Origin of the sequence: Bacteroides sp. D20 (assembly GCF_003436255.1) — a bacterium.
GTDB lineage: Bacteria > Bacteroidota > Bacteroidia > Bacteroidales > Bacteroidaceae > Bacteroides > Bacteroides uniformis.
In genome coordinates this window covers 23,456-36,644 of sequence record NZ_QSOO01000007.1, presented here as the reverse complement: position 1 = coordinate 36,644, position 13,189 = coordinate 23,456, and the positions used below count along the sequence as shown (strand labels likewise).

General features: G+C 45.7%; 10 protein-coding genes and 1 pseudogene. 5 read left to right on the top strand and 6 right to left on the bottom strand.

Features of this window, described 5'->3' with window-relative positions; genetic code table 11:
* The first annotated feature begins 9 nt into the window (after positions 1-9).
* Positions 10-822, top strand: a complete 813-nt coding sequence (locus tag DXD78_RS08910; protein WP_005826503.1) for an alpha/beta hydrolase family protein — start codon at positions 10-12, stop codon at positions 820-822.
* Between the two features lie 8 nt (positions 823-830).
* Here DXD78_RS08910 and DXD78_RS08905 read toward each other — a convergent pair whose 3' ends face one another.
* Together DXD78_RS08905 and DXD78_RS08900 are read right to left on the bottom strand one after the other, a co-directional pair.
* Positions 831-1,736, bottom strand: a complete 906-nt coding sequence (locus tag DXD78_RS08905) for a DUF4595 domain-containing protein (protein WP_009036641.1) — start codon at positions 1,734-1,736, stop codon at positions 831-833.
* A 13-nt stretch (positions 1,737-1,749) separates the two neighbouring features.
* Entirely contained in the window at positions 1,750-3,171 is a 1,422-nt protein-coding gene (locus DXD78_RS08900; protein ID WP_050756838.1) for a S41 family peptidase, read from the bottom strand.
* 184 nt (positions 3,172-3,355) lie between these two features.
* On the opposite strand from DXD78_RS08900, the gene DXD78_RS08895 reads away from it, so the two are divergent.
* Together DXD78_RS08895 and mnmA are read left to right on the top strand one after the other, a co-directional pair.
* On the top strand, positions 3,356-4,642 hold the full coding sequence (locus DXD78_RS08895) for an O-acetylhomoserine aminocarboxypropyltransferase/cysteine synthase family protein (RefSeq protein WP_009036643.1): 1,287 nt from the start codon (positions 3,356-3,358) through the stop codon (positions 4,640-4,642).
* 22 nt (positions 4,643-4,664) lie between these two features.
* Positions 4,665-5,729 (top strand): tRNA 2-thiouridine(34) synthase MnmA, encoded by a 1,065-nt coding sequence (gene mnmA / locus DXD78_RS08890; RefSeq protein ID WP_005826509.1) that lies wholly within the window; start codon positions 4,665-4,667, stop codon positions 5,727-5,729.
* On the opposite strand, the gene DXD78_RS08885 is transcribed toward mnmA, so the two are convergent.
* From DXD78_RS08885 to DXD78_RS08870, 4 genes and pseudogenes are all read right to left on the bottom strand, one after another.
* The gene (locus tag DXD78_RS08885; protein WP_005826511.1) at positions 5,720-6,382 is read right to left on the bottom strand and encodes a response regulator transcription factor; all 663 of its coding nucleotides are present in this window, start codon (positions 6,380-6,382) and stop codon (positions 5,720-5,722) included. The two genes, mnmA and DXD78_RS08885, sit on opposite strands and share 10 nt — an antisense overlap.
* Positions 6,383-6,472: 90 nt before the next feature.
* Entirely contained in the window at positions 6,473-7,063 is a 591-nt protein-coding gene (locus DXD78_RS08880; protein ID WP_005826513.1) for a DUF4251 domain-containing protein, read from the bottom strand.
* A 66-nt stretch (positions 7,064-7,129) separates the two neighbouring features.
* A pseudogene (nhaC, locus tag DXD78_RS08875) lies at positions 7,130-8,565 on the bottom strand (Na+/H+ antiporter NhaC).
* A 168-nt stretch (positions 8,566-8,733) separates the two neighbouring features.
* Positions 8,734-9,909 carry an MFS transporter gene (locus DXD78_RS08870; RefSeq protein WP_005826523.1) on the bottom strand — a complete coding sequence of 392 codons (1,176 nt, stop codon included), beginning with the start codon at positions 9,907-9,909 and terminating at the stop codon, positions 8,734-8,736.
* A 638-nt stretch (positions 9,910-10,547) separates the two neighbouring features.
* Here DXD78_RS08870 and DXD78_RS08865 point away from each other — a divergent pair.
* Positions 10,548-12,017: a response regulator gene (locus DXD78_RS08865; RefSeq protein WP_227740949.1), complete on the top strand. Its 1,470-nt coding sequence runs from the start codon at positions 10,548-10,550 to the stop codon at positions 12,015-12,017.
* A gap of 849 nt (positions 12,018-12,866) precedes the next feature.
* Entirely contained in the window at positions 12,867-13,187 is a 321-nt protein-coding gene (locus tag DXD78_RS08860; RefSeq protein WP_009036646.1) for a helix-turn-helix domain-containing protein, read from the top strand.
* Positions 13,188-13,189: the final 2 nt, after the last annotated feature.

Below are 13,189 nucleotides of genomic sequence, written 5' to 3'. Positions count from 1 at the left end.
AATAAATAGATGAAAAAAAGAATTATTGCCTTGGGGCTTTTGTGGTGTCTGTCTGCCGTAATGTTGCAGGCGGCACGTGTAGACACGGTGTTGGTGAGAAGTGCAGCCATGAATAAGGATGTAAAAGTTGTGTATGTATTGCCTGATAAGGCTATCGGCAAGCAGGCTTGTCCGGTGGTTTATCTGTTGCACGGTTATGGCGGCAATGCGCGGAGCTGGGTGCAGCTGAAGCCGGAATTGCCGCAGATGGCGGATGAGAAAGGAATCATATTTGTATGTCCGGACGGCAAGAACAGTTGGTATTGGGACAGTCCGGAGAATCCTGCCTACCGTTATGAGACTTTTGTCACCTCGGAATTGGTGAAGTATACAGACGGGAACTATGCTACCATTCCCGATAGAAAGGCGCGTGCCATCAGTGGATTGAGTATGGGCGGCCACGGTGCTTTGTGGAGTGCTATCCGTCATAAGGATGTGTTCGGTGCGGCGGGCAGTATGAGTGGAGGAGTGGATATACGGCCGTTCCCCCAGAATTGGGAAATGAACAAGCAGTTGGGAGAGTTTGCTGCCAACAAGGCATCTTGGGATGCGCATACGGTGGTCAACCAGCTGGATAAGATTGTAAATGGAGACTTGGCGCTAATCATCGACTGCGGTGAGGCCGATTTCTTTCTTGAAGTGAACAAGGACTTGCACAACCGGCTGCTGGCAAGGAAGATAGACCATGACTTCATCACCCGTCCCGGTGGACATACCGGAACGTATTGGAACAACTCCATAGACTATCACGTCCTTTTCTTCGACAAGTTCTTTAAGAAGTAAGTAACTTATTATTCGATGGTATAGTTCACGGTGCGTGTGTAGTCCTGCTCGTAGCCGTTCCTTATATGCCTGACGACTGCATGGCAGGAAGTGACGATACCCCGGTTATCTAACGTATAAGTATAGGTGGTGGTCTCTTCACTTTCTCCGTTGCTGTCCGGGATGAGTTGGGTAATCAGATAGTTTGCAGGTTCTCCCAATATCTTCCCGTATATGGCAACCGCATGCATGGAAAGCGGATACATGTCCGTAATGAATAGGCTTGGTATTTCGGAGATATTTGCAATTTCATTGTCTGATGGTGTGGTAGCCGTACTGTTGTGCTCAAAAGTGTCAACCTTTTGCTGTATGCGCAATGCCCGGAAGTTGCTGTAGTCTATTGTAATGAATGAGTATTCTTTTCCGTCGTCCAGCTTTTCTGTGATGTTTTCCAGATAGTATTTGTCTTCGGTGTTGATGAGGTAGGAGAAGGTGTAAGTACGGGTATTTCCTGCCATATCCTGACTGGTACAAGTGGTGGCATAACCTTTGTCATTCAGCGTGTAGGTTGATACTGTACCTGCTTCGTCGGTTATCACGGCTTGATGGTCCTTGTATTCGACAGTAGTGGTATTCTCTATCTCGAAGAGTTCGTCTCCTGCTGTAAAGCTCTGTTTGCCGGTGTAGCTGGTCAGCCTGCCTGCACTGTTGTAAAGGTAGGTGTGGGTGGCAGTAACCGGTTGCGCATCGCTCTCTATCACTTCTTTGAGTTCGATTTTGGAGAAAGGAGTGGTGGGGTAGGTTGACGGCTCCGGTTCTGGCGTATCACTGCCATTGTTATCATCGCTGCAAGCTGCCAGTCCGCCGAGCAACAGCAGGCTGAACATGATTCCCGAAAATCGGGTGATGATTGTAACTCTTCTGTTTAGTTTCATCCTATTTGTCTTTTTATTTGATGCGTACGGCATGGCTTGCCCGACGTTCAATGGAGTTTGCGAGAGTGGTCACTCTTAAAGAACGGGTATCTTCTTGTGCGGGCGGTTGTATGCTTCCGTCGATGGCGCCGAGTGCAGTGCTCAATAAGGCTTCGTTGGTATCTCCAAAGGGCAGGAAACGTGACATGTCGCTCATCTCATTCACTACATATCCCGAGTAGGCCGGTTGGAATCCGGATTCATAATCAGATTTCCCTTCCGAATTGTATATCTTGCAGACGATGGGATTCATCGTTATCATCAGTTCGGGGCTGGAGAAATTCCTGGAACCTACATTCTTGCCTACGGTAGTACCGCCGATTATGACAACATCCATATACGGGTCGAGGCAGTTAATCACCATTTCGGAGGCGGAGGCAGTCTGGCTGCTGGTAAGTACGTAGAGAGTATTCAGGTTTAGGTTTGCTCCGTTTCCGATGAGTCCGGAATTCAGGGTGAACGGTACTATCTGCGGATTGAAGCGGTTGTTGAATTCCAGGTACCCCAACTCTTGTCCCAAGGCGGAGGAAGGTGCAAGCATGGTACACAGCAATTCTGCGCAACTCAGTAATCCACCGTTGTTGTAGCGCAAGTCAAGGATGAATTCGTTGACTTGCTGTGATGCGAAATATTGGAATGCGCTGCGCAGGTCGTTGTCATATTCATTACTGTTGTCCGTGGGGCCGGAACTGAAGTGGTTGTAGACCAGATAACCTATTTTCTTGCTGCCTGATGTATATACATTCTTATAGTGCACCGGGTTGTCGTTGACGGGACGCGCCGATGCTATCTGTCTGGGTTTGTCGTAAGCAACGATGGCATTTTTCTCCACGTCGTAATAACCTACTGTAAGTTCCATGGCACTACTTCCATACAGTTTCTTATAATTCTGTTCAGTAATAAAGTTCCCGTCCATCTTCATAATCCAGTCACCCCGTTTTAGCCCGATTTCCGAGGCCGGGCTTCCGTCGGCAACGTAAAGAATCTGTGCAACAATGGCATTCTCTTCTCCTTCTACTTCTATCTGGTTGGTAGTGAACTGGAATCCGTAGCTGTAATCCGTATAGGGGATGCTGCGGGTAGTGGTGATGCTGACCAGACTGTCGATGGTGGAGAATTTGTCTTCTTCGGATTTGAGCGAGGCAAAGAAAGTGAAAGGGGCTTGAAAATAGTTCAAGTCGTTGGTATGGGGGATAGCGTCTACCCAATAGTACCACACACGCATGGTATCGTCAATCCAGCGGTCTGTCTGGGTCTGTCCGGCATACTCTTTCCAGCGGTCCACCCCGCAGGAAGTCAGATAAATGGGAAGAATCAGGGTTCCCAATATGAGTATCAGTATATTTCTTGCTTTCATGGGGGCAAAGATAGTGCAAATTGAGTGCAGAACTTTCATGCTTGCATGAAAAAGTTTTGCCGAAATGCAGTCTATCTTATCTAAAGATAGAAAATAGCTTGCTTATCTACCACAATTGTGGTATAAAATTCCCTAATCTGTGTCATTGTCTGCCCCGGCTTATCGCTCTATCTTTGCAACATCCGAATGAGAAACGGTTTATTCACCTAAAATACAAACGACAATGGAAACAAAGAAATTGCACTTTGAGACTCTACAACTTCACGTTGGACAAGAACAACCCGACCCGGCAACTGATGCCCGCGCCGTACCTATCTATCAGACAACTTCGTATGTATTCCGTAATTCGGCCCATGCGGCAGCCCGCTTTGGCTTGCAGGACCCGGGGAATATTTACGGGCGGTTGACGAATTCCACCCAGGATGTGTTCGAGAAACGTGTGGCGGCTCTGGAAGGCGGTGTTGCCGGATTGGCCGTAGCCTCGGGTGCGGCAGCCATCACTTATGCCTTTGAGAATATCACCCGTGCAGGCGACCATATCGTGGCAGCTAAGACCATCTACGGTGGAACGTATAATCTGCTGGCCCACACATTGCCTGTCTACGGGGTTACCACTACTTTTGTGGACCCGGGCAATCTGGACAATTTCGAGAAAGCGATTCAGGAGAATACCAAGGCAGTATTCATTGAAACGCTGGGAAATCCGAATTGCAACATCATTGACATTGATGCCGTTGCTGAAATAGCACACCGTCACCGGATTCCTCTGATTATAGATAACACCTTCGGTACTCCTTACTTGATTCGTCCCATAGAGCATGGGGCAGATATTGTAGTCCATTCGGCAACGAAGTTCATCGGAGGGCATGGTACGTCCTTGGGTGGTGTTATTGTAGATAGCGGCAAGTTCGACTGGGTGGCCTCGGGGAAGTTTCCCCAACTGACGGAACCGGACCCGAGTTATCATGGAGTACGTTTCGTCGACGCTGCCGGTCCTGCTGCCTATGCCATCCGTATCCGTGCCGTATTGTTGCGTGATACCGGTGCCACAATCAGTCCTTTCAATGCTTTCATTCTGTTGCAAGGATTGGAGACGTTGTCGCTTCGCGTGGAACGTCATGTGGAGAATGCCTTGAAAGTGGTTGAATTCTTGAAGAAGCATCCCAAAGTGGTTGCCGTGAACCACCCGTCCCTGCCCGAGCATCCTGACCACGCGCTTTACGGGAAATACTTTCCGAATGGAGGCGGTTCTATCTTTACGTTTGAGGTGCGGGGCGGTGTGAAGGAAGCGCAGACGTTTATTGACAGTTTACAGATATTCTCGTTGCTTGCCAATGTGGCTGATGTGAAATCCCTGGTTATCCATCCTGCCACCACTACCCATTCCCAATTGAGTGCACGGGAATTGGAAGAACAAGGCATCAAACCGGGCACGGTCCGCCTCTCCATCGGGACAGAACATATCGATGATTTGCTGGACGACTTGTCCCAGGCATTTGACAGAATTTAAAAGAATAACAGTATACGATAGAATGAATATTGCTGTATTATTGTCGGGAGGTGTAGACAGCTCCGTGGTGGTACATCTCCTTTGCGAACAAGGTTACCGTCCTTCTCTATTTTATATCAAAATAGGGAGGGACGATGCCGATTATATGGACTGCTCTGCGGAAGAGGATATGGAGATGGCTTCTGCCATTGCCCGGCGTTATGGATTATCGTTGGAAGTAGTGGACCTGCACCGGGAGTATTGGGACCAGGTGGCGGCTTATGCCATTGATAAAATAAGACGTGGCTTGACTCCCAATCCGGATGTGATGTGCAACAAGCTGATAAAGTTCGGGTGCTTTGAGCAACGTGTGGGGAAGGATTTCGATGTCACGGCAACCGGGCACTACGCCACTACGGTGTTGAGGGATGGAAAGACATGGCTCGGTACCGCTGCCGATTCCGTGAAAGACCAGACCGACTTTCTGGCACAGATAGATTATCTGCAAGTTTCCAAACTGATGTTTCCATTGGGCAGACTGATGAAGAATGAGGTTCGTGACATAGCCCTGCGTGCCGGATTGCCCAGCGCCAGACGTCGTGACAGTCAGGGCATCTGCTTTCTGGGAAAGATTGATTATAATGATTTTGTGCGCCGTTTCCTTGGCGAAAGGGAAGGGGATATTGTGGAGTTGGAAACGGGTAGAAAGTTGGGCAAGCATCGGGGCTATTGGTTTCATACCATCGGCCAGCGTAAAGGATTGGGGTTGGGTGGAGGACCGTGGTTTGTTGTCCGCAAGGATGTGGAGGAGAATGTGATTTACGTGTCCCGCGGATGTGATACGGCATTGCAATACGGCTATGAATTCCGTATGTACGATTTTCATTTCATTACGGATAATCCCTGGAAGGGAGCGCAGGAAGAGGTGGAGGTGACTTTCAAGATACGCCATACGCCGGAGTTTGTCAAAGGCAGGTTGCAAAAGGAGGCGGAGGGTTACCGCATTGTTTCGGAAGAAAAGCTGCAAGGCATTGCTCCGGGCCAGTTCGGAGTGGTGTATGATGCTGATGCCCGGCTGTGTGTCGGGAGCGGGGAGATTTATATATAATATTCCACCAAGTCTACGATGCCTGCCTTCATGGCATATTTGGTGGCTTCGTGCGCATTGTTTACACCCAGTTTCCGGAAGATATTCTTCCGGTGGCTGTTTACCGTATGGAAGCTGAGGTTTCGTTCGGCAGCTATTTCTTTGGTTGTTTTCCCCAGGGCTATCTCTTTTAGGATGCTCCGTTCGGCAGTAGTCAGTAAATCATCTTTGATGGTAGGATGAGTGGGGGAGGAGGAACCGTTGCCTGCGAGCAGCAGGTTACTGACGTGATTACAGATGAATCGCTCCTTGCGTGAGGCGCATTGTAGTGCGGTCAGTATCTCTTCTTTGGAATTATCCTTCAGCGCTACGCCGAATGCCATGCTGCTGAACAATACCTGGCGCAGGAACGGTAGGCTCAATTCGTCGGAAAAGAGTAGCCAATCGGCTTCCTTGAAGCGTTCGTGAAGTACCATTAGCTCTTCAGCTCCCGAAAAATCAAAAAGGGTATAGTCCAGAATGACAACGGCGGTGGGATGCAGGCGTAGTTGCTGTATCAGTTCTGCCTTGTTGTCGGCTTCCAGCAGCAGGGAGGTGTCTTTCTGTCTGCCCAATAGGAACATCATGCCTGCTTTGGTGATATCTTGATTGTCTGCAATGATAAATTCTCTCATGACATTGGTATATAAAAAACTCCGCTACAAATGTACACTTTTTAGTGTGATTTGTGGCGGAGTGGGAATATATATATTTATATAAGGGTTTTACCAGGAACGTCCCTTGAATATGTTGGATTGTTCCAGCGGAACCAGGTTCCCGCTCAAAGTCATGGTGTTGGAGTTGAAGTTCGGGCTGATGGTTACGGTTGCGTTGTTCCCGCCATCGGTCAGCGTAAGGAATATCTGGGCGGAAATGCCGATACCCTGGATGCTGAAGTTACAATTCACGTTGCCCCGTTTGTCGGTAGTCATTTGGATGTCCGATACGGTTCCGTCTACTGTTACACCGCCAATGCCGTTAGGACCTGGGTATACGGTGTTGAAGGCTACCTGCACGGTGCCACGTCCTTGGTTGACCAATACGAAGTTGGTGTTGGAGTTTACAAATGCGGTCTGTCCGTTGCGGAACATCACTTGGTCTGCCTCCATTACGAACTGGTGAGCTTTCAAGGCCGCCATTGCGTCATCGTACGAAATGGCATCCTGTGCTTGTTCTTCAGCTTTCAGGCGTGCACGTTCTGCGTCTCTTTGGGCTTTACGGTCTGCGCGCTTTTCAGCTCTACTCTCTTGTGCATACATGGTCGTTGTTGCCATGCTTACCAATACTACTGCTGCTAATGCAATAAACTTTTTCATAATCGAATCTTTTTTTGTTTAGGTTTAAATAAATTGTTCGTTATAAGTTTATTGCAAGAACAATGCCTATCCAGGATTGTTCACCGGTTTTTTAATTATTTTATATCCGATAGCAGCAATAAAGATACTCATTACCGGACTGATAAGGTTGAAGAAGCAATAGGGAAGGTAGGTCAGTGTGGTACACTCAAAATGGTGGCTTGCGTCATGCCGCAGGTGTTCCATGGGATAAGCGGGGAGGTGACGGTAACGGCATCTTCCGTGGTACGGCTAAGTAGCCGGCTTTCGTAGCCTTTCTTTGCGTAAACGTTGCTGAACATGTTTCCGGTGAGGATAATGCTGATGTACTGGTCTGCCGTGGCAAGGTTCAGGAACAATCCGGAACATACGGTGGATGCTACCATGCTGGCTGTATTCTTCATGAAGCGGACGAATAGGGAAGTGATGCTTCCTAGCATGCCGCTTGCCGTCATGGCTCCACCGAAACACATGGCGCAGATGATGAGCCAGATGGTATTCATCATTCCTGCCATACCTCGTGTGGCAATCAGTTCTGTCAACATGTCACTGTCAGTTTGTAGACTGGTACTGCCATAGAATGTCATCATTATCCCTTTGAACATATTCCCACCTTCCGCTATCTCATTCAGTAGTCCCGGTTGGAAGATGAAGGCGAATATCCCTGCCAGCAGAGTGGAGAGAAAGAGTGTGATGACGGAAGGCACTCTCCGGGCAATCAGTATTCCCGTAATCACGGGAACAGCCAGTAACCAGGGAGTAATGTTGAATTTGGCGTCCAATGCTGCCGTAAATTCCGCGATCTGTTGTGTATTGTTCGTTTCGTGTGTGAGTCCCATTACTGTAAAGATGACAAGGGTGATGAGGAGAGAGGGGACGGTGGTGATCATCATATAGCGGATATGGCTGAATAACGGTGTTTCCGTTACGGATGAGGCAAGGACCGTGGTATCCGATAACGGTGAAATTTTGTCTCCGAAATAGGCTCCCGAAATGATGGCACCGGCTATCCATCCCTCTTCAAAACCTTGTGCCTTACCTATGCCCAAAAGGGCGATACCGATGGTGGCGATAGTGGTCCATGAACTTCCCGTCATTACTGATACCAATGCACAAATAATGCAGGTAGAAGCAAGGAAAAAATTCGGATGGATAATCTGCATACCATAATATATAAGGGTAGGTACCACCCCACTTATCATCCATGTGCCGCTCAAAGCACCGATAATCAATAGAATAATGATAGCTGTGGCAACACCTGAAATGTTGTTGGTGATGGCAAGTTCATAATCTTTCCAAGGGATGCGGTAGAAAGTCATGCCGATAAAGACACACATACCAGTGGTGGCAAGCAGGGAAATCTGGCTTCCTCCACTCAAGGCGTCACTTCCGAAAGTATGGATGGTGGCGAACAGCATTCCTACGAGAAAAGCGATGGGAAATAGAGAAACGAGTGGAGAGGGTATTTTCTTTGCTGAATTCATAGGGTTGTTTTTGACTATGCTTGGTTGACGAATCTATTATCAATCTGTCGTTTATAGTTTGATGCGACAAAGGTATAACAATTCTGTTCAATATCTTCCTTATCCTTTGCATGACAAATAAAAATTATCAAATCTTTGCGTTTGCTTGGAAAAATGATAGTATCCTTGTTATTTCTTGCTGTAAAGGGTGATGGACAACGATATTATTGTTAAAATAACGCCGGTGCCGACCACGCCACTCCATCCCCAAGTCTGCCAACTGCTTCCTGCAAGGAAGGTACCCAAAGAGCCGCCGATGAAGTAAGTGGTCATGAAAATCGTATTTACCCGATTGGAGGCAGACGGGTAGATGTCGAAAATACTGGTCTGGTTGCTGAGTTGGATACATTGCATGCCTATGTCTATAAGAATGACACCGGTAATGATACCTGCATAGTTGTTTCCGCAGAAAAAGAGCGAGGCCCATGCAAGCAGAATCATTCCGCAACCGATAAAGTTGAAATTGCGTATGCCTACCTTTTTTACATATTTTCCTACAAAAGATGCGGTTAAGGCTCCGGCAATGCCGCAGAGCCCTAGTATGCCGATGACATCGCTGGATGCATGGAACGGGGCTTCTCCCATTTTGAATGCAAGGCAGGACCACATGGCAAGGAATGAGCCAAAGGCCAGTCCTGCACGTATCGAGTAGATTCGTAGAGAGGGGTATTCTCTTACTAATGAGAAAAGAGACTTCATCAGCCCGGAATATTTGCCTTGGAAAGTCGGTTGTATGTCCGGTAGTACCTTTAATACAACGATAGCGCATAGTAACATCATTCCAGCGGCGATGAAGTACATTTCACGCCAGCCAAGCACTTCACCCACAAATCCGCTGACAACACGTGATGCAAGTATTCCAGTCAGTAATCCTGAGATGACGACACCTACATTCCGTCCCTTGTTTTCGGGGCGTGAGAATTGCGAGGCAATCGGTACAAATATTTGGGGTATCATGGAGCAGATGCCGGTAATGAGTGATGCTGCCCAGATGATGTAGATGTTCGGTGCCATGGCAATGGCTAGAAGGGAAAATATGAGTAGGAAGAAATTCGTTAGGATGATATTCTTGCGTCGATAGAGGTCTCCTAATGGGACGATGAACAATAATCCCAGCGCATATCCGATTTGTGTAATCATGGCAATGAGGTTCGTTTTGAATTCAGAAACTTCCAATTCATGCCGCATGATATTAAGCAGGGGTTGATTGTAATACAAGTTGGCTACGGACACGCCAGCTACGATAGCAAGTGTCCAGAGTATATGTGCCGGTAATCCTCCGTTTTCTTTCAGTTCTTGTTTCATGCTGCAAAGATAATGTCTTTCTGTTTCATGCGCAAGATATGTGAGTATGATAAGAATATGTGTGAAGTGGTATCATCTTTTTAGCCTTTCCGTTTGTTATACTATTATTTTGTTTGAGAATAATTGATTGGAGCTATCTTGGATAAGCGGAATGTTGTATTGATATTTAAAGATACGTTGGGCATGGGAAATGAATGGTTTAGAGAGTTGCTGGGTATGAAATACAGGTGGACGAAATGCAGGCTCTGCTAGCAAACGAGGGTTGGTAAGGTGAATTCGATGACTCAAGGAACCTACCGTTCCCCCATTAGACCGCCTCCTGATGACATACTTGGGATTATCCTGCTATTGACTGAAAACTCGGGTATATATTAGTATGAATCATTATTACTTAAACTTATAATAGTATGAAACATTTATCGATAATAATAATAGTAGTGTCATTATGCGTTTTCCTGCTATCCATCGGCGTATATCATAAGGTTCCCTGGTCTGTTCTGCCAATAGTGGCTAGTGGAATCTGTATATTATGTTGGCTTTTGTTCCATTTACTCTGTATCAGTGAAGAAAGAGATTTACTGAAAGAGGGAAATCAGTATTTCATTGATACCTTTCAAAACATACGTAATCCCATTTCTTTGATTAAGACACCGTTAGGGGCAGTTTACGAAGGAGACTGTCCGGAAGACATAAAGAAGGAACTGGCTGTTGCACTTCATCATATAGGCGGGCTGGAGCAGCACTTGATAGCGTTGATGGAGTTGAAACGACTATTTGGCAATTCTGGTAGCCTGGTAGTTGCAGAACATGAAATCGGCGCATTTATGAGGAAGAAAGTGTCTTTTTTACAGTCTCATGTGGCCGGGTTACAGATGAAGCTGGATTTGGTTCCGGATTTTGACTATGCAAGCGCTTGGTTTGATCCGGGAAAGATATCTCCGGTTATCGACCGGTTTGTATTGAGTGCCATCGAGTGTTCTCTGCCGGAAACGCATCTCTCGATGCAGGTTTCGTTGAAGGGAGATTACTGGGCAATCAGGATTAAGGATACAGGCAACAAGCGATTTCTGAAATGTTGCAGATGGTACTCGTCGCGGCTTCCTATTCTGCGACCTCTGCATGGCAAGCAGTATGGCATGGGCGGTGTGTTTTTTGACAAGTTGATGAATATATGTGACGGGAAAATACTGACTTTGGAAAAGGAGGCTCTGCTTCGATTTCCCATAAGATGTTCGTGTGCGGTTTCGGGGGGGTATACATCCTTAAATATTCCGGACACTTTTCAGGTGAATGAGTCGGAAATAGCTTTCCATGGTTTCTCGAAGAAAAAAAATATGGATAGACCTTTAGTGATACTTGCGGATAATGACAAGGGATTCAAGGATTATCTTGAGAAACGTTTATCGGAATGTTTTGTAGTGAGGAGCTTTGATGACGGTCAGGAAGCATTGGAGGTAATATGTGAAGAGTATCCGGATTTGGTGATTTGTGATATCATGTTGAAAGGTATGAGCGGTGAGGAACTTTCTTCTAAACTGAAGACGTCGAGGGACACCTCCTTTATTCCGGTGATATTGATGGGGGCGCACATTGATGTGAAACGGCGGGAAAAGCGTTGTTCTTCTCAGGCTGATCTCTTTGTATGTAAGCCCTTTAATCTGGAGGACCTTAAAGTGGAAATATCCATATTGATAAATAATAGCCGTTTTCTTCGGAAGACATTTCTTCAGAAAGTTTTTGGAGAAGATTTTTTAACGAAACCTATGGAGCGGGCTCAGCAGGATGCCAATCTGGCATTTTTGAATGAAGTGAAGCTTTACATTATGGAGAATATGGATAAAGAGGATTTGACAGTAGATGATATTGCCTCCAGGATGTGCATGAGCCGGACAACCTTTTATAATAAGTGGAAGTTGTTGACGGGAGAAGCACCCAAATATTTGATTTCGAGAATCAGGATGGAGAAGGCACGGGAACTTTTGGAAAGCGGAAAATTTTCTGTGACTATGGTTGCTGAAATGGTGGGTATGCGAAATCTGAAAAACTTCAGAGGCAGGTATAAGGAGTATTTTGGAAAAACACCGAAGGAGTTTATGAAAAAAGTATGATATTTATCTGAAGAAAACTTTCATAGAAAGGCTGTCACATATTAGATAATGGACAGCCTTTGTTTTGAAATGGGAGATAGGAGAACTGAACATCCTAAGCTATCTATAAAGGAAAATCTCTCATCGTTTTCGTTTTGGGGATAACTGGGTATATATGATTAGCTTTACTTGCCGATGCAGCATACATAGCTGCCTGAATGATAGATTATTGCAATTTAATCGGTAGAAAAGTTGTTTTTGAGCCTCTTGGACTTGTTTTTGAGGCTGTTTTACACTCTTTTCTCAATGAATCAGAACCATGGGGAATATTGTATCCTCAATGAAGTTCACCTATCTTCTATCCGGCTACAAAGGTATAAAATTCTGGGATGTTTTCGCCGATAATGTTAACTAAATGCAAGATATTCTCACGGATATTGTTTGCTGACCAAAAGAGAAAAATTTAGTTGAAGCCTTTTCTTCCCTCTGCTTGACTTAACTTTATTGCCCGTGTATATAATGACGGTCATTAAAGTCAAGTTGAGGGGTAGAGTCAAGTCTTTTTCTTTTGGCGAGCAAAATAGTTCTTTGATATGATGAGTGTATGATGAACAATTTGCATCATTTGTAACGAATAACATATTGTTTGTAGGTGTATATGGTGCTTACAAACAGCATTATGGCATTTAGTTTTTGGAAGTTTTTGCTCAAAATAGATTATGTATATGGTTAATTATGCCAAGACGTGCATTTTTCTATGTGTAATACATCATTAAATAAATAAAAAGTATTACCTTTGCATATTATATGGTAGGTTGATTATAGCAAAGTCATTAACATAGTTGCTTTGCACTTTAAATTGATGTAGTAATGGCAAAGAATACAATGGGAACCAAGCTTCCTCGAAAATTGGAGCAGAAGATGCAGATTGTGGGCGAGCAGATTAAGTTGGCTCGCTTACGTCGGAATCTGAGTGTGGCTCAGGTTGCTGAACGTGCCACCTGTTCACCGCTTACTGTGTCCCGAATAGAAAAAGGGATTCCTACAGTTGCAATAGGGATCTATCTACGTGTTTTGTACGCATTGCAACTTGACGATGATATTCTATTGCTTGCCAAAGAAGATAAAATGGGAAAAGCTTTGCAAGATTTGAGTTTGAAAACAAGAGAACGTGCATCCAAGAAAGAATAATC